We start from the raw sequence: 15,876 nt of genomic DNA, 5'->3' as shown, positions 1-15,876 counted from the left end.
GTCATTTCACCCGTTGGGGTGAGTTTGGCGTTCCGCCCTGACGTGACTCTGCTACGGCAAGCCCGACTCCGTTACGGCAGCCGCCAGTCCACCGGCTGCGCCCCCTGCCGCACCAGCAGCTCGTTGGCCCGGCTGAACGGCCGCGAACCGAAGAAGCCGCGGTCGGCCGACATCGGGCTCGGGTGCACCGACTCGACCGTCGGGATGGTGCCCAGCAGCGGGCGCAGGTTGCGGGCGTCGCTGCCCCAGAGGATCGCCACCATCGGGCCGCCGCGCGCCACCAGCGCCCGGATCGCCTGCTCGGTGACCGCCTCCCAGCCCTTCCCCTTGTGGGCCCGGGGGTTGCGCGGCTGCGTGGTCAGCGCCCGGTTCAGCAGCAGGACGCCCTGCTGCGTCCAGGGCGTGAGGTCGCCGTTGGACGGCTGCGGCAGACCGAGGTCGGTGCCGTACTCCCGGAAGATGTTGATCAGGCTCGCCGGGATCGGCCGGACCTCGGGCGCCACCGAGAAGCTCAGGCCGACGGCGTGGCCGGGGGTCGGGTACGGGTCCTGCCCGACGATCAGGACCCGGACGTCGGCGATCGGCTGCTGGAACGCCCGCAGCACGTTCGGCCCGGACGGCAGGTAGGTGCGGCCGGCCGCAATTTCGGCGCGCAGGAAGTCGCCCATCGCGGCGATCTGCCCGGCGACGGGCTCCAGGGCGGTGGCCCAACCGGGCTCGACGATCTCATTCAGTGGACGCGGTGCCATGGGCGTCACCCTATCGGCCCATACCGACAGAGCGTCACCGCAAACGATCACCCCACCGGCCGCCCCGCCGACCGCCCCCGCGCCAGCCCCGCGCCGCCCCGGCGTCACCCCACCGGCCGCCCCCGCAGCACCACCAGCAACGGGTCCGCGAGCACCCTGACGTCCGCCCGCGGGTCCTCCCGGTACACCACGAAGTCGGCCGGCGCACCCTCCTCCAGCCCGGGCCGCCCGAGCCAGGCCCGCGCCCCCCAACTCGCCGCCGACAGCGCCTCCGCCGGGCTCAACCCCGCCTTCACCAGCTCCGCCACCTCGTCCGCGACCAGCCCGTGCGCGAGCGAGCCGCCCGCGTCCGTACCGACGAACACCGGGATCCCGGCGTCGTGCGCGGCCCCCACGGTGTCGTACCGGCGCTCGTGCAGCCGCCGCATGTGCGCCGCCCAGGCCGGGAACTTGGACTCCCCGCCGGCCGCGAGGTCCGGGAAGGTGGCGATGTTGACCAGCGTCGGGACGATGGCCACCCCGCGCTCGGCGAAGGCCGGGATCAGCTCCTCGGTCAGTCCGGTGGCGTGCTCGACGCAGTCGATGCCGGCCGCCAGCAGGTCCGGCAGCGACTCCGCGGCGAAGCAGTGCGCGGTGACCCGCGCGCCCTCCTCGTGCGCCGCCGCGATCGCCTCGGCCAGCGCGTCGCCGGGCCAGCAGGCGGCGAGGTCGCCGCGGTCGCGGTCGATCCAGTCGCCGACCAGCTTCACCCAGCCGTCGCCGCGCCGGGCCTCGGCCCGGACGTACGCGGCGAGGTCGCCGGGCTCGATCTCGTGGGCGTAGTTGCGGATGTAGCGGCGGGTGCGGGCGATGTGCCGCCCGGCCCGGATGATCCGGGGCAGGTCCTCGCGCTCGTCGATCCAGCGGGTGTCGGCGGCCGAACCGGCGTCGCGGATCAGCAGGGTGCCGGCGTCACGGTCGGTGAGCGCCTGCTTCTCGCTGGTCTCGGCGTCCACGGCGCCGTGCGCGTCCAGGCCGACGTGGCAGTGCGCGTCCACCAGACCGGGCAGCACCCAGCCGGTCACCGTCCGGACGTCCCCGGCGGTCGGCGGGCGGGAGAAGCTCACCGTGCCGTCCACCACCCAGAGTTCGTCCCGGACCTCGTCCGGACCGACCAGCACCCGACCCCGCACGTGCAGCACCGCGCCATCGCTCATGGCCGCACTCTACCGACGCGACCGTGACCTGTAAGCAGTGAAAATGCGGCACACTCGTTCCGGCACCCACCGATCCGTACCCGGCCCGCACCCGAAAGGTTCTGCACCGTGAGCCCCTTCCTCGACCTCCCCCCGCTCAGCGCCGCCGGGTTCGCGGCGATCGAGGACCAGGTGGCCGCGCTGCTGCACACCGACGCCGACGTCATCGTCACCCAGGGCGAGGCGCTGCTCCCGCTGGAGGCCGCGATCCGCGGCGCCGCCCACCCCGGCTCCACCGCCCTCAACATCGTCACCGGCCCGTACGGGCAGACCTTCGGCAACTGGCTGCGCTCCTGCGGCGCGACGGTGGTCGACCTGGCCGTGCCCTTCGACAGCGCGGTCGGCGCCGAGCAGGTCGCCGAGGCCCTCGCCCGCCACCCGGAGATCGACTTCGTCTCCCTGGTGCACGCCGAGGCCGCCACCGGCAACACCAACCCGGTCGCGGAGATCGCCGCCGTGGTGCGCGCGCACGGCGCCCTGCTGATGCTCGACGCGGTCGCCTCGGTCGCCGCCGAGCCGCTGCTCACCGACCAGTGGGGCATCGACCTGTGCGTCATCGGCGGCCAGAAGGCGATGGGCGGCCCGGCCGGGGTCTCCGCCGTCTCCGTCTCCGAGCGCGCCTGGGAGCGGATCGCCGCCAACCCGGCCGCGCCGCGCCGCTCCTACCTGTCGCTGCTCGACTGGAAGGAGCGCTGGACGGACGCCGGCCGCGCCGTACTCCCGCACGCCCCGGCCCAGTTGGAGATGCTCGCGCTCGGCGCCTGCCTGGACCGGATCGCCGCCGACGGCCTGCCCAGCGTGATCGCCCGCCACCGCGCCGCCTCCGCCGCCACCCGGGCCGGTGCCCGGGCGCTCGGCACGCTCAGCCCGTTCGTCCACCAGGACGCCCACGCGGCCCCGGTCGCCACCACCCTGCGCACCGCGGCCGGCCTGCACGCCGCCGAACTCGCGGCCGGCCTCGACCCGGCGCTGCCGGTCCAGCCGGGCGGCGGGGCGCTGGCCGCCGAGATGCTCCGGGTGAACCACTACGGCCGGGCGGCCTCGCTGGACACCGTCCGCGCCTGCCTGACCGCCCTGGCCGGCGCGACCGGGGCGGACGCCGTACCGGCCCTGGCCGCCGCCGAGGCCGCCTGGACCGCGACCGCCGGGGTGTAGTCCGCCACCGCCTCACCCCACCGGACAACGCCCCACCGGACAACACCCCGCCGAACGACGCCCCGCCGGACCACCGCCCGGCGGGGCGGAGCGCTGTCCCGGGCCGGGCGCCGCGCAAAACGGAACTCCGACCCCATAAGGCCCACTTCGGCCCCTCCGAGCACTCCGCGTGCAACCTTTCTCCACACCCGCGACATCAAAGTGTTGTGGACTCAAATCGCCCTCCTATATCGACCACACGGAATTCCGCCGACGACACCGCGGATTCCCGCCCGTCCCGCAACTCGCCGCTCCGGCTGGTCCGCTTCGGCGCGACCTTCCTCGGGGTGAGCGTGGTGTCCGGCGTCCTGGTGGCGGGCCTCGCCCTGCCGGTCGCCGGCGGCATCGGGTTGACCGCCAAGGACACGGCGGAGGGCTTCGACGACATCCCCGACGATTTCAAGACCCCGCCGCTGACCCAGGCGACGCAGATCTTCGACGCCAAGGGCGGGCTGATCGCGAAGGTCTACGAGCGCGACCGCACCGTCATCCCGGCCGACCAGATGTCGCCCTTCATGCGGCACGCCCAGGTCGACATCGAGGACGCCCGGTTCTACGAGCACGGCGCCGTCGACGTCAAGGGCATCGTCCGCGCACTCGGCAAGAACGCGGAGAGCGGCACCACCTCCCAGGGCGCCTCCACGCTGACCCAGCAGTACGTGAAGAACGTCAACGTGGAGAAGGCCGGCGACGACAAGGACGCCGTCCAGGAGGCCCAGCGCAAGACCCTGGGCCGCAAGATCCAGGAACTGAAGATCGCCGTCAAGCTGGAGGAGGAACTGCCCAAGGACCAGATCCTCACCAACTACCTGAACATCACCTACTACGGGAACGGCGCCTACGGCGTGGAGGCCGCGTCCCAGCGCTACTTCAGCAAGAGCAACAAGGACCTGACCGTCGCCGAGGCGGCCACCCTGGCCGGACTGGTCCAGAACCCGTCCCAGTACGACCCCAAGCTGCACCCGAGCGCCGCCCAGAAGCGCCGGGACACCGTCATCGACAAGATGCTGGAGAACAAGCACATCACCGCCGACCAGGCGAAGGAGGCGAAGGCCGCCCCGCTGGGTCTGAAGTACAAGGACCCGCAGAACGGCTGCATCACCGCCAAGGCCGGCCTGGGCTTCTTCTGCGACTACGTCCGCCACGTCGTCAAGCAGGACCCGGCCTTCGGCAAGAGCAGCGAGGACCGCAAGAAGGTCTGGGACCAGGGCGGGCTGAACATCTACACCACCCTCGACCCGGACAAGCAGGCCGCCGCCCAGAACGCGGTGAGCAGCAACGTGAAGGTCACCGACTCCGTCTCGGCCGCCGCCAGCATGATCGAGCCCGGCACCGGCAAGATCCTCGCCATGGCCCAGACCCGCCCCTACGGCCTGGACGCGACCAAGAACCAGACCGTGGTCAACCTCAACGTCGACGCCGCGATGGGCGGCGGCACCGGCTTCCAGCCCGGCTCCACGTTCAAGCCGATCGTCGCGGCCGCGGCCCTGGAGGCGGGCCTGCCGACGAACCAGGAGTACAAGGCACCGAACGCGATGCCGTACCCGAACATGAAGACCTGCGACGGGACTTGGCGCAATGACGCCCGCCCCAAGACGGTGGTGCCCAACGAGTCCCCGAACGAGAAGGGCCCCTACCAGCTCAAGGAGGCCATGGCGCGCTCGATCAACACCTACTTCGTGCAGATGGAGCAGGAGATCGGCCTCTGCGCGGTGAAGCAGATGGCCAACAAGCTCGGCATCACCACCAAGGCCAGCGGCAAGCCGCTCGAAGAGGTTCCCGCGATGGCGCTGGGCGTCGAGGAGATGAGCCCGCTCACCATGGCGAACGTCTACGCGACCTTCGCCGCCGAGGGCACCCACTGCAACACCCTCGCCATCGACAAGATCACCACCGTGGACGGCAAGGACGTGCCCGTCCCGGCCGGCCACTGCGAGAAGGTGCTCTCCGACGACACCGCGGAGGCGATCAACACCATCCTGAACGGCGTGACCGTGGACGGCACCGGCTCCGCGCTCAACCTGGAGGGCAACCGGCAGATCGCCGGCAAGACCGGCACCTCGGACCACAAGAAGGCCGCCTGGTTCAGCGGTTACACCCCGCAGCTCGCCACCTCCGTCTGGCTGGGCGGCCCGGCGGGCGGCGTCGAGATGCGCAACATCACCATCAACGGCCGCTACCACTCCGAGGTGTTCGGCGCCGACGGCCCCGGCCCGATCTGGCGGGACGCCATGAACGACGCCCTGCGGGGCACGTCCAAGCAGTCCCTGCCGATGGCCGACATCCCCGACCCGGTCACCAAGCCCGACCCGAGCACCACCGGAACCGGCACCAGCCCCGGCACCAGCCCGGGCACCGGGACCGGCGCACCGGCCACCGCCCCGGCCGACCAGCAGCACTGACGACTCCGCCCCGCCGAGCGCTGCGCTCGGCGGGGCGAAGTGCTGCGCTCGGCGGGGCGAAGTGCTGCGCTCGGCGGGGCGAAGTGCTGTGCGGGAAGCGGCCGTTCAGTGCCCGCCCGGGTCCACCACCTCGACGCCGCGGATGTTCCGCTCGATCTCCTCCGCCGGCAGCGCCGCCGCCAGCGCCCAGTAGTAGACGACCAGCGAGAACAGCACCACCACCGCGATGTCCCACCACAGCGGCAGGTTGCCCCGGGCGCCCACGCCGAAGGTGCCCTGCCAGGAGACGACCCCCATCCCGATCAGGTAGACCGGCAGCCACTGCCCGGCCCGGAAGTCCATCCGCGGCGCGTTCGGCACCCCCTTCGACACGGCGTGGGCCGAGTACCCGCCGAGCAGCAGGTACCCGATCAGGATCGCCAGGCCCAGCCGCCACAGGGTGTCCCAGCCGGACCAGTAGATGACCAGGCTCGCCACCGCGAAGGCGGCCGGTGAGATCACCGCGCCGCCGGGCAGACGGTACGAACGCTCCATCGTCGGCAGCCGCTTGCGCAGCACGCCGAAGGCCAGCGGGGCGCCCGCGTACATCAGCACCACCGCCGAGGTGATGAAGCCGACCAGCCGCTGCCAGCTCGGGAACGGCAGGAAGCAGAGCACCCCGGCGATCCAGGCGATCAGCAGGCCGAGCCAGGGCACCGCGCGCCGGTCGGTGTACTGGAGGGCCCGCGGCGCGTAGCCGTTGCGGCTGAGGCCGTAGGTGACCCGGGAACTGGAGGTGATGTACACCAGGCCGGTGCCGGCCGGCGAGATCACCGCGTCGACGAACAGGACGGTGGCCAGCCAGCCCAGGCCGATCAGGGTCGCCAGGCCGGCGAACGGGCCGCTGATCCCGGGGTAGGTCAGGGTGCTCCAGCCGTGGGTGAAGGTGGAGGGCGGCAGGGCGCCGATGAAGACCACCTGGAGCGCCAGGTAGACGATCGTGCCGATCACCACCGACCCGAGCACCGCCCGGGGGATGTCCCGGGCGGGGTTGCGGCTCTCCCCCGCCCACTGGATGGCCTGTTCGAAGCCCAGCAGCGCGAAGATCACCCCGCTGGTGCTGATCGCCGCCAGCACGCCCTTGGCACCGTCCGGCGCGAAGCCGTGCACGCTGAAGTTGGAGCCGTGGAACTCGGTGAGCCCGAGGACGAAGACGGTCAGCAGCGGGATCGCCACCTTCCAGACGGTGGCGGCGCTGTTGGTGTGCGCGAGCAGCCGGACGCCGAGGAAGTTGACCGCCACGAACACCCCGAGCAGGGCGGCCGCGACGAGGAACCCGGTGCCGGTCAGCGTCAGGTTCCGGTGCAGCAGGCCGTCCGCCCAACTCCAGTGCTGGGCGTAGTTGATCATCGCCTGCACCTCGATCGGCGCGATGGTCGCCGCCTGCAGCCAGGTGAACCAGCCGAAGGACATCCCCGCGAACCCGCCGAAGGCGTAGTGCGGGTAGCGCGCTGTCCCGCCCGCGACCGGGAACAGTCCGCCCAACTCGGCGTGGATCAACGCCAACAGGACGATCGCCACCGCCCCGATCCCCCAGGACAGCATCGCCGCGGGCCCCGCCGCGACCGCCGCCTTCTGCGCCCCGAACAGCCACCCCGACCCGATGATCGCCCCCACCGAGGCCCACAGCAGCCCGGCGACCCCCACCTCGCGCCTGAGCCCGGTGTGCCCCTCGGCCGCCGGTCCCGGGTCCGTCCTGTGCGCCATCGCGGCCACCTCTCGCGTCGGGGGGGAAATCCACCCCGACAGTGCCGCAGCCCCCTTCGCCCCCTCCCCCGAACACACCCCCCGACCTGCGCACTCACCCGAACGGCCGGACGCCCGCGTGACCGCTTTCGGCCGACACCTCCCGACACAGTTCCCGTGGCGTTCACCCGCCCGGCACGCGCTCCTCACCGAAGGCAGGCAAGCTCCGGCCAAGCGGATGAAGTTGGCTATACAACTTCACCCCGAAAGGCCAGCCGAGGAGGACACCCATGACCGAGCAACCGCCGCCCTACTGGCTGCGCGACAACTGCCCCTGCGCCGAGTGCCGGGACCCGCGCAACGGACAGAAGCTGTTCCAGATCGACGACCTGCCCGCGGACCTCGCCCTCGCCGCGAGCAAGGAGATCGACGGCAACCTGGAGGTGCTCTGGTCGGACGGGCACCGCTCCCGCTACCCGCTCGCCTGGCTCGCCGAGGAGGCCGACGGCGACGGCCGCACCGAGCGGGACAAGCGGCTGTGGACCGCCGCCGACTTCGCCCGCGGCCTCCCCGAGGCCGACTGGGAGGCGTACCTCACCGACCCCGCCGAGCAGGCCGCCGTCCTCGCCGCCGTCCGCCGCAGCGGCTTCGCCCTGCTGCGCGGGGTGCCGACGGTGGAGCGCCAGGTGCTGCGGGTGGCCGAGAGCTTCGGCTACGTGCGGGTCACCAACTACGGCGAGCTGTTCGACGTCCGGGTCGAGCCCGACCCCAACAACCTGGCCTTCACCAGCGTCGCCATCGCCCCGCACACCGACAACCCGTACCGCGACCCGGTGCCCACCCTCCAGCTGCTGCACTGCCTGGAGAACTCGGCCACCGGCGGCGACTCCGGCCTGGTGGACGGCTTCACGGCGGCGGCGGTCCTCCGGGACGAGGCCCCCGAGGCCTTCGCCACCCTCACCCGCACGCCCGTCCCCTTCGTCTTCCGCGACCGCCGCACCGAACTGCGCGCCGACCGCCCGCTGATCGACGTGGACCCGCTCGGCCGGATCCGCGAGGTGCGCTTCAACAACCGCTCGATCGGCACCCTGCGCGCGGGCGCGGACGAGCTGACGGCCTTCTACGCCGCATACCGCCGCTTCGCCGCGATCACCCTGCGCCCCGAGCTCCAGCTCACCTTCCGGCTCGGCCCCGGCGACTGCCTGATCTTCGACAACACCCGGCTGATGCACGCCCGTACGGCGTTCCAGCAGGACGGCCACCGGCACCTCCAGGGCTGCTACGCGGACCTCGACTCGCTGGCCGGCACCCTCGCCGTGCTGCACCGCCGCACCGCCGCCCTGGACGAGCTGGCCGGGCTGTTCGCGGGCCAGGGCGCCGGGGAGTACCTGGGCGAGGCGGTCACCATGGCCGAGCACATGCTGCAGGCCGCCGCGGCCGCCGAGGCGGCGAACGCCCCGGGCCACCTGGTCGCCGCCGCCCTGCTGCACGACGTCGGCCACTTCTTCGACGAGCACGGCCAGGAGTCCACGCACGGACGGGATCTGATGGAGGGCCAGGACAATCGGCACAGCCACACCGGCGCCGACCGGCTGGCCCGCTGGTTCGGCCCGGAGGTCACCGAGCCGGTGCGGCTGCACGTGGCCGCCAAGCGCTACCTGTGCGCCGTCGAGCCCGACTACCGCGCCAAGCTCTCCGAGGCCTCCGAGTACACCCTCCAGGTCCAGGGCGGCCCGATGGACGGACGGGAGGCCGCCGCCTTCGCCGAACTCCCGGGCGCCGTCGACGCGGTGGCCGTCCGCCGCTGGGACGATCAGGCCAAGGAGGCCGGCGCCGGGACGCCGGGCTTCGACCACTACCGCCCGCTGCTCGCCTCGCTCATGCGCTGAACGTCACGCGCCGAACGTCACGCGCCGAACGTCACGCGCCGGACGTCACGCGCCGGCCCCAATCGCACCGCCGCGCCCGGGAGTTCAGTCCAGCTCCCGGGCGTGCCGCGAAAGCGCCGACGTGGCCAGCGAGTTGTGCACGCTGAAGGCCACCGTCCCGGGCAGGTAACGGTCCTGGGACCACTCCACCGGGGTGCCGGTCGGGTCGGTCGTCCGCCGCCGCTCGCGCAGCAGCGGCCCGCCCCGGCGGCAGCCGAGCAGCCGGGCGTCCTCCCCGTTGGCGGCGACGATGTCGATGGTGTGGTCGGCGTCGGTGAACAGGATGCCGTGCTCGCGCAGCACCTCGGTGTGCGAGACCACGTCCGGCGGCAGCTCGGCGACGATCTCGCCGACCCGGGGCGGGTAGACGGTGCGCTCGACCATCACCGGCGTGCCGGACAGCGTCCGCAGCCGGACGGTGACGTACACCTCGGCGCCCGGCTCCAGACGCAGTTGCTCGCGCTCGGCGGCGTCGGCCGGGCGGCGCACCAGGGAGTCCAGGATGCCGCCGGGCTCCTCGCCCATCGAGTACGCCCAGTGCGTGAAGCTGAGCAGTTCGGAGAAGCTCTGCACCCGGGCCCCGCCGAGCACCACCCGCCGGGTGCCGCGGCGGGAGGTGACCAGCCCGTCCGAGCGCAGCACCGCGAGCGCCTGCCGGACGGTGCCGCGGGAGACCCCGTACTGCTCGGCCAGCGCACCCTCGGCGGGCAGTCGGCCCGCCTCGCCGTACGCGCCGGTGGTGATGGCCTCGCGCAGATCGGCGGCCACCTTGCGGTACAGAGCTCCGGTCTCGCGCTCCACGGGGCGCCCGGGCTCCACTGCCACGTCAGTCAATGTCCCTCCTGGGGCGGTGTCCTGCGCAGCCGTACCGGCGCGGACAGCCCGACCTTATCCCGCTGCGCAGTTCGAGCATCGCACCGAACGGATCACGCTCCGATGGCCGGATTCCACCGTTCCCGCAGCCGACCCCGGTTCTGGGCCGTCCGTTCACCTTCCCGTCACCGAACTCCGGGTTACTTACCTCCGTCAGCGAAGTTGGCTAGTCAACTCGGACGGTTCCGAACGGATACCGGACGAAGGCGACAAGGACCCTTGACGGACGCCGGACGGATCCACGCCACGGCCACTCGCACGATCGATCCCCCGATCAGATCCGACACCACTCCCGTGCAGCACCCCCCTCGCAGTACACCCGATCAGGAGACTGACCCGTGTCCGTGCACCGTGCCCGTTCCGCCGCCTTCGCGGCCGTCCTGACCGCCGCCGCGCTGTCGCTCACCGCCTGCGGTTCCGCCGGCTCCACCTCCGCGAAGTCGAACGACGCCTCGGGCGCCAAGAACGCCAAGACCGCCACCTCGGTCGCCGACTTCGGCGGGATGGACGGCCTGGTCGCCGCCGCCAAGAAGGAGGGCAAGCTGCACGTCATCACGCTGCCGCGCGACTGGGCGAACTACGGCAAGCTGATGGACGACTTCAAGGCGAAGTACGGCATCGACATCGAGGACGAGAACCCGGACGGCGCCAGCCAGGACGAGATCAACGCGATCACCTCCCGCAAGGGCCAGGACCGCGCCCCCGACGTCGTCGACCTCGGCTCGGCCTTCGCGATCAGCGCCGGCAAGCAGGGCCTGCTGGCCCCCTACAAGGTCGCCGACTTCGACAAGATCCCGGCCACCATGAAGGACGCCAACGGCCTGAGCTACAACGACTACGGCGGCTACATGTCGATCGGCTGCGACGCCAAGAAGGTGTCCGTCTGCCCGAAGACCTTCGCCGACCTGCTGAAGCCCGACTACAAGGGCATGGTCGCCCTGAACGGCAACCCGACCAAGGCCGGTGCCGCCTTCGGCGCCGTGTACGCGGCCGCGCTCGCCAACGGCGGCTCGCTGGACAACATCCAGCCCGGCATCGACTTCTTCGGCAAGGTCAAGCAGGCCGGCAACTTCAACCCGGTCGAGGTCACCCCGGCGACCATCGAGAAGGGCGAGACCCCGATCTCGATCGACTGGTCGTACCTGAACGCCGGCTACAGCGACAAGTTCAAGGACAAGGGCATCGACTGGCAGGTGGCCATCCCCTCGGACGGCTCCTACGCCCAGTACTACAACCAGGCGATCAACAAGGACGCCCCGCACCCGGCCGCCGCGCGCCTGTGGGAGGAGTACCTCTACAGCGCCCAGGGCCAGAACGGCTTCCTCGGCGGCTACGCCACCCCCGCCCTGTTCGACGCCATGAAGGCCGCCGGCACCCTCGACGCCACCGCCGCCGCCAAGCTGCCGGTCGTCGACAAGCCCTTCACCACCTTCCCGACCCAGGACCAGACGGACGCGGCCAAGAAGACCGTGACCGAGAACTGGGCCAAGGCGATCGCGGGCTGACCTGAGATGACCACGGCTCCCACCCCGGTGCCGGCCAACGCCTCCGCCGCCCAGAGCGGCGGGGGCGCCCCCGGCCCCGCAACCACCTCCCCCACCATCGTCACGGCCGTCGAGACCGCCGCGGCCAAGGCCCCCCGCCCGGCCGGGCGCCGGGCCCGCGGCAGCCGCGCCTGGCTCGCCGCCCTCCCGCTGATCCTGTTCTTCCTGATCGGCTTCGGCCTGCCGGCCGTCGCCATCGCCATCGGCGCGTTCACCACCTCCACCGACGCCCCCGACGGCGGTGGGACCTTCACCACCGACAACCTCACCGGCTCGCTCCAGGGCGCCTACTGGACGGCCCTGTGGGGCAGCGTGAAGCTCTCCCTGCTGACCGCGCTGATCGCCGCCGTGGTCGGCCTGCCGCTGGCCCAGGCCGTGGCGACCTCCCGCTTCCGGGCGTTCCGCGAGGCCGTGATGTCCGCCTCCGGCGTGCTGGCCAACTTCGGCGGCGTGCCGCTGGCCTTCATGTTCGTCGCCACCCTCGGCAACGCGGGCGAGGTGACCAAGAAGTTCGGCCTGACCAAGCACGGCTGGAACCTCTACACCTTCACCGGCCTGTCGGTGGTCTACCTGTACTTCCTGGTCCCGCTGATGGTCATCACCATCACCCCGGCCCTGGAGGGCCTCAAGACCCAGTGGCGCGAGGCGGCGTCCAACAACGGCGCCACCGGCCTCCAGTACTGGCGGCACGTGGCGCTGCCGGTGCTGCTGCCCTCGCTGCTCGGCGGCTTCGTGCTGCTGTTCGGCGCCTCCTTCGCCGCCTACGCCACCGCCGAGGCCATGGTGGGCAGTTCGGTGCCGCTGATCTCGATGCAGATCGGCGACGCGCTGTCCGGCAACGTCCTGGTCGGCCAGGGCAACCTCGCCCTCGCCCTCGGCCTCGACATGATCGTGGTCGCCTGCCTGGTGATGGCCGTGTACCTGCCCCTTCAGCGCCGGAGTGCCAAGTGGCTCGCCTGATCAATCGCATCCGTTTCGGCCGCGGGCTGGTCCTGCTGATCTGCGGGATCTACTTCGCGGTGCCGATGGCCGCCTCGCTGTGGTTCAGCATCGACGACAACAAGGGCGGCACCACCTTCCGGGCCTACACCCAGCTGGTGAGCGCCCCCGGCTTCACCGACAGCCTGGTGCTCAGCCTCGAACTGGCCGCCGTCACCGTGGTGGTGCTGCTGCTCCTGCTGGTCCCGGCGGTGCTCGCCGCCCGGCTCGGCGCGCCCAAGCTGCGCCCGGTGATCGAGATCATGTGCTCGATGCCGCTGGTCGTCCCGGTCGTCGCGCTCACCACCGGCATCATCGGGGTGCTGCGCTGGGGCCCGGACTACCTCCAGGACACCCCGCTGTTCCAGACCATCGTGGCCATCCAGGACCCGGCCTTCCCGATCGTCCTGATCATCGCGTACGTGCTGATGGCACTGCCGTTCGCCTACCGGGCCATCGACGCCGGACTGCGCGGCGTGGACGTGGCCACCCTGGTCGAGGCCGCCCGCAACTGCGGCGCCGGCTGGCTGCGCGCGGTGTTCACCGTCGTCCTGCCGAACCTGCGCAGCTCGCTGCTGAACGCCGCCGTGCTCACCGTCGCCCTGGTGCTCGGCGAGTTCACCACCGCGTCCATCCTCGGCTTCACCCCCTTCTCGGTGTGGATCAACTCCAACGGCAAGAGCGACGGCCAGATGTCCGTCGCGGTGTCGATGCTCAGCCTGCTGATCGTCTGGCTCGTCCTGCTGCTGATGTCCGCCGTCGGCCGGGGCCGCAAGGCCGCCCGGTCCTGACCCGGCGGCGGCACCGCCGCCCGGCCCCGACCGAGGGCGGCCCGGCCGCCCGGTCCTGATCCGAAACCCCCTTGTTCTCCAGGAGTCACCAGTCATGACCACGGCCACCGCCCTCGCCGACGGCGTCTCGACCGCCCCCGGCAGCGCCACCGTCGAGTTCCGCTCGCTGCGCCGCGCGTTCGGCGCCACCACCGCCCTCGACGGCCTGGACCTGACCGTCAACCCGGGCGAACTGCTCGCCCTGCTCGGCCCGTCCGGCTGCGGCAAGACCACCGCGCTGCGCATCCTGGCCGGCTTCGAGCAGCACGACTCCGGCGAGGTGCTGGTCGACGGCCGGGACATCACCTCGATCCCGGCGCACAAGCGCGACGCGGGCATGGTGTTCCAGTCGTACAGCCTCTTCCCGCACCTGACCGCGCTGGACAACGTCGCCTTCGGGCTGCGGATGCGCGGCACCGGCAAGGCCGAGCGCCGCAAGCGCGCCGGGGAGCTGCTGGAGCTGGTCGGCCTGCCGCACCGCGCCGAGCACTACCCGCACCAGATGTCCGGCGGCCAGCAGCAGCGCATCGCGCTGGCCCGCGCACTCGCCCTCCAGCCGCGCGTGCTGCTGCTGGACGAGCCGCTGTCCGCGCTGGACGCCAAGGTCCGCCTCCAGCTGCGCGAGGAGATCCGCCGCCTCCAGCAGGAGCTGGGCATCACCACCCTGTTCGTCACCCACGACCAGGAGGAGGCGCTGTCCATGGCCGACCGGGTCGCGGTGCTGCGGGCCGGGAAGCTGGAGCAGTGCGCCACCCCGTCCGAGCTGTACGGTCGGCCCGCCACCGCCTTCGTCGCCGAGTTCGTCGGCACCATGAGCCGCATCCCGTGCACCCGCACCTCGGACGGCGTCGAGGTGCTCGGCCGCCGGCACGCGGTGGACGGCGAGATCCCGGCCGACGGCGAGCTGCAGGTGCTGGTCCGCCCGGAGAACGTCCTCCTCACCCCGGCCGCGGACGGCCCGGCCCAGGTGGTCACCGCGTCCTTCCTGGGCGCCGTCAGCCGGCTCACCGTCCGACTGGCCGACGGCACCGAGGTCAAGGCCGACCTGCCCACCGAGGCCGCCGCCGCCCTGCCGGCCGGCTCGCGCGCCGAGCTCACGCTGCCCGAGCGCCCGGTCCTGGTGGACCGCCGCACCGTCTGAACCCCCGCCGTCCGGGGGCCCGGCACCCGCTGAGATCCTCGTACCGCCACTGCACCCTCTGAAGAACACCCGAAGGTACCGCCATGCCTGAATCCGTTCCGTCCGCCCCCGTTCCGTCCGTCCCCGCCCCGCCCGCCGCCGTCCTCTTCGACATGGACGGCACCCTGGTCGACACCGAGCAGCTCTGGTGGCAGGCCGCCGCCGAGCTCGCCGAGGAGCTGGACCGCCCGCTCACCGACCAGGACGCCCCCGAGGTGCTCGGCCAGGCCGTCGAGCACACCGCCGCCCACCTGCACCGGGTCAGCGGCACCGACCGCACCGAGGCCGAACTCGCCCTGGTGCTCGGCGAGTCCTTCGCCGCCAAGGTCGCCGCCGAGACGGTGCCGCGCCCCGGCGCGCTGGCCCTGCTGGCCGCCCTGCGGGAGGCCCGGGTGCCCACCGCACTGGTCTCCGCCTCCCCGCGCCTGGTGGTGGACCTCGTCCTCTCCGCCATCGGCCGCGACTGGTTCGCCGTCACCATGGCCGCCGAGGACACCCCGCGCACCAAGCCCGCGCCGGACCCGTACCTGGCCGCCGCCGAGCGGCTCGGCCTGGACCCGGCCGCCTGCGTCGCCGTCGAGGACACCCCGACCGGCGTCGCCTCCGCCGCCGCGGCCGGCTGCGCGGTGCTCGCGGTGCCGTCCACCGCCGTCCCGATCCCGGACGGCGAGCGGATCACCCTGCTGGACAGCCTGGAACTGGTCGACCTCGCGCTGCTGGGGAAGCTCAGCGCCGCCCCGGCCGTTTGACAGCGACATGCCCTACGTTCTGCTCACCCTCGCCATCCTGAGCGAGGTCTGCGCCACCAGCTGCCTCAAACTCACCGAGGGGTTCACCCGCCTCTGGCCCAGCCTCGCGGTCGGGGTCGGCTACGCGCTGTCCTTCTACCTGCTCGGCCGGGCGCTCAAGCACATCCCGGTCTCGGTCGCGTACGCAGTCTGGTCCGGCGCCGGGACGGCGGCGGTCGCCGGGATCGGCGTGGTCGCCTTCGGCGAGTCGCTGGGGCGGCTGCAGTGGGTCGGGCTCGCGCTGGTGATCGTCGGGGTGGTCGTGCTCAACCTCAAGGGTGGTCACTGACCTCCCCTCACCATCCGTTCTCCGGACCGGGGCGGGGGGCGGGCCCCCCCCCCCCCCCCCCCGCCCCCCGGGGCCCCGCCCCGCCCCCCCCCGGGGGCCGGAAAACCCCCACGGCAAAAAAGAGGGGCGGTGTTACCGACACGCCGACCCAGACCCGGGCC

At 72.5% G+C, this 15,876-nt stretch carries 13 protein-coding genes; 9 read left to right on the top strand and 4 right to left on the bottom strand.

Annotation, left to right across the window (positions count from 1 at the left end):
• Positions 1 to 71: 71 nt before the first annotated feature.
• A complete protein-coding gene (locus tag ACIP4P_RS19830) occupies positions 72 to 749 on the bottom strand; it encodes a uracil-DNA glycosylase (protein ID WP_350511615.1) in 678 nt (225 codons plus the stop codon).
• A 104-nt stretch (positions 750 to 853) separates the two neighbouring features.
• Positions 854 to 1,945, bottom strand: a complete 1,092-nt coding sequence (locus ACIP4P_RS19825) for an amidohydrolase family protein (protein WP_350511616.1) — start codon at positions 1,943 to 1,945, stop codon at positions 854 to 856.
• 108 nt (positions 1,946 to 2,053) lie between these two features.
• Here ACIP4P_RS19825 and ACIP4P_RS19820 point away from each other — a divergent pair, with 108 nt between their 5' ends.
• Positions 2,054 to 3,139 (top strand): pyridoxal-phosphate-dependent aminotransferase family protein, encoded by a 1,086-nt coding sequence (locus tag ACIP4P_RS19820; RefSeq protein ID WP_400920138.1) that lies wholly within the window; start codon positions 2,054 to 2,056, stop codon positions 3,137 to 3,139.
• Positions 3,140 to 3,345: 206 nt separating this feature from the next.
• A complete protein-coding gene (locus ACIP4P_RS19815) occupies positions 3,346 to 5,580 on the top strand; it encodes a transglycosylase domain-containing protein (RefSeq protein WP_400920136.1) in 2,235 nt (744 codons plus the stop codon).
• A 105-nt stretch (positions 5,581 to 5,685) separates the two neighbouring features.
• Here ACIP4P_RS19815 and ACIP4P_RS19810 read toward each other — a convergent pair whose 3' ends face one another.
• The gene (locus ACIP4P_RS19810; RefSeq protein WP_400920134.1) at positions 5,686 to 7,326 is read right to left on the bottom strand and encodes an APC family permease; all 1,641 of its coding nucleotides are present in this window, start codon (positions 7,324 to 7,326) and stop codon (positions 5,686 to 5,688) included.
• A 269-nt stretch (positions 7,327 to 7,595) separates the two neighbouring features.
• Between ACIP4P_RS19810 and ACIP4P_RS19805 the strand changes: the two genes are divergently transcribed.
• Positions 7,596 to 9,194, top strand: a complete 1,599-nt coding sequence (locus tag ACIP4P_RS19805) for a TauD/TfdA family dioxygenase (RefSeq protein WP_400920132.1) — start codon at positions 7,596 to 7,598, stop codon at positions 9,192 to 9,194.
• Between the two features lie 84 nt (positions 9,195 to 9,278).
• On the opposite strand, the gene ACIP4P_RS19800 is transcribed toward ACIP4P_RS19805, so the two are convergent.
• Entirely contained in the window at positions 9,279 to 10,058 is a 780-nt protein-coding gene (locus tag ACIP4P_RS19800) for a GntR family transcriptional regulator (protein ID WP_350511803.1), read from the bottom strand.
• A 386-nt stretch (positions 10,059 to 10,444) separates the two neighbouring features.
• Here ACIP4P_RS19800 and ACIP4P_RS19795 point away from each other — a divergent pair, with 386 nt between their 5' ends.
• From ACIP4P_RS19795 to ACIP4P_RS19770, 6 genes are all read left to right on the top strand, one after another.
• A complete protein-coding gene (locus tag ACIP4P_RS19795) occupies positions 10,445 to 11,611 on the top strand; it encodes an ABC transporter substrate-binding protein (RefSeq protein WP_350511621.1) in 1,167 nt (388 codons plus the stop codon).
• Positions 11,612 to 11,617: 6 nt separating this feature from the next.
• Positions 11,618 to 12,610 (top strand): ABC transporter permease, encoded by a 993-nt coding sequence (locus tag ACIP4P_RS19790; protein WP_400920130.1) that lies wholly within the window; start codon positions 11,618 to 11,620, stop codon positions 12,608 to 12,610.
• A complete protein-coding gene (locus ACIP4P_RS19785; protein ID WP_400920303.1) occupies positions 12,610 to 13,419 on the top strand; it encodes an ABC transporter permease in 810 nt (269 codons plus the stop codon). Before ACIP4P_RS19790 ends, ACIP4P_RS19785 begins: the two co-directional genes overlap by 1 nt.
• 94 nt (positions 13,420 to 13,513) lie before the next feature.
• Positions 13,514 to 14,599, top strand: coding sequence for an ABC transporter ATP-binding protein (locus ACIP4P_RS19780; RefSeq protein ID WP_350511623.1), 1,086 nt, complete (start codon positions 13,514 to 13,516; stop codon positions 14,597 to 14,599).
• Positions 14,600 to 14,682: 83 nt separating this feature from the next.
• Complete coding sequence (locus ACIP4P_RS19775; protein ID WP_400920127.1) at positions 14,683 to 15,387, top strand: HAD family hydrolase; 705 nt, start codon at positions 14,683 to 14,685, stop codon at positions 15,385 to 15,387.
• Positions 15,388 to 15,394: 7 nt separating this feature from the next.
• Positions 15,395 to 15,715 carry a multidrug efflux SMR transporter gene (locus ACIP4P_RS19770; protein WP_350511625.1) on the top strand — a complete coding sequence of 107 codons (321 nt, stop codon included), beginning with the start codon at positions 15,395 to 15,397 and terminating at the stop codon, positions 15,713 to 15,715.
• The last annotated feature ends 161 nt before the right edge of the window (positions 15,716 to 15,876 follow it).

The organism is Kitasatospora sp. NPDC089509, from assembly GCF_044749365.1.
Classification (GTDB): Bacteria; Actinomycetota; Actinomycetes; order Streptomycetales; family Streptomycetaceae; genus Kitasatospora.
This window is presented reverse-complemented; position numbering and strand designations above follow the sequence as displayed.

Bases quoted from the DNA above. Each gene is read 5' to 3' on its own strand.
- ACIP4P_RS19830 (WP_350511615.1), bottom strand. From the start codon at position 749: ATGGCACCGCGTCCACTGAATGAGATCGTCGAGCCCGGTTGGGCCACC.
- ACIP4P_RS19825 (WP_350511616.1), bottom strand. From the start codon at position 1,945: ATGAGCGATGGCGCGGTGCTGCACGTGCGGGGTCGGGTGCTGGTCGGT.
- ACIP4P_RS19810 (WP_400920134.1), bottom strand. From the start codon at position 7,326: ATGGCGCACAGGACGGACCCGGGACCGGCGGCCGAGGGGCACACCGGG.
- ACIP4P_RS19805 (WP_400920132.1), top strand. From the start codon at position 7,596: ATGACCGAGCAACCGCCGCCCTACTGGCTGCGCGACAACTGCCCCTGC.
- ACIP4P_RS19790 (WP_400920130.1), top strand. From the start codon at position 11,618: ATGACCACGGCTCCCACCCCGGTGCCGGCCAACGCCTCCGCCGCCCAG.
- ACIP4P_RS19780 (WP_350511623.1), top strand. From the start codon at position 13,514: ATGACCACGGCCACCGCCCTCGCCGACGGCGTCTCGACCGCCCCCGGC.
- ACIP4P_RS19775 (WP_400920127.1), top strand. From the start codon at position 14,683: ATGCCTGAATCCGTTCCGTCCGCCCCCGTTCCGTCCGTCCCCGCCCCG.
- ACIP4P_RS19770 (WP_350511625.1), top strand. From the start codon at position 15,395: ATGCCCTACGTTCTGCTCACCCTCGCCATCCTGAGCGAGGTCTGCGCC.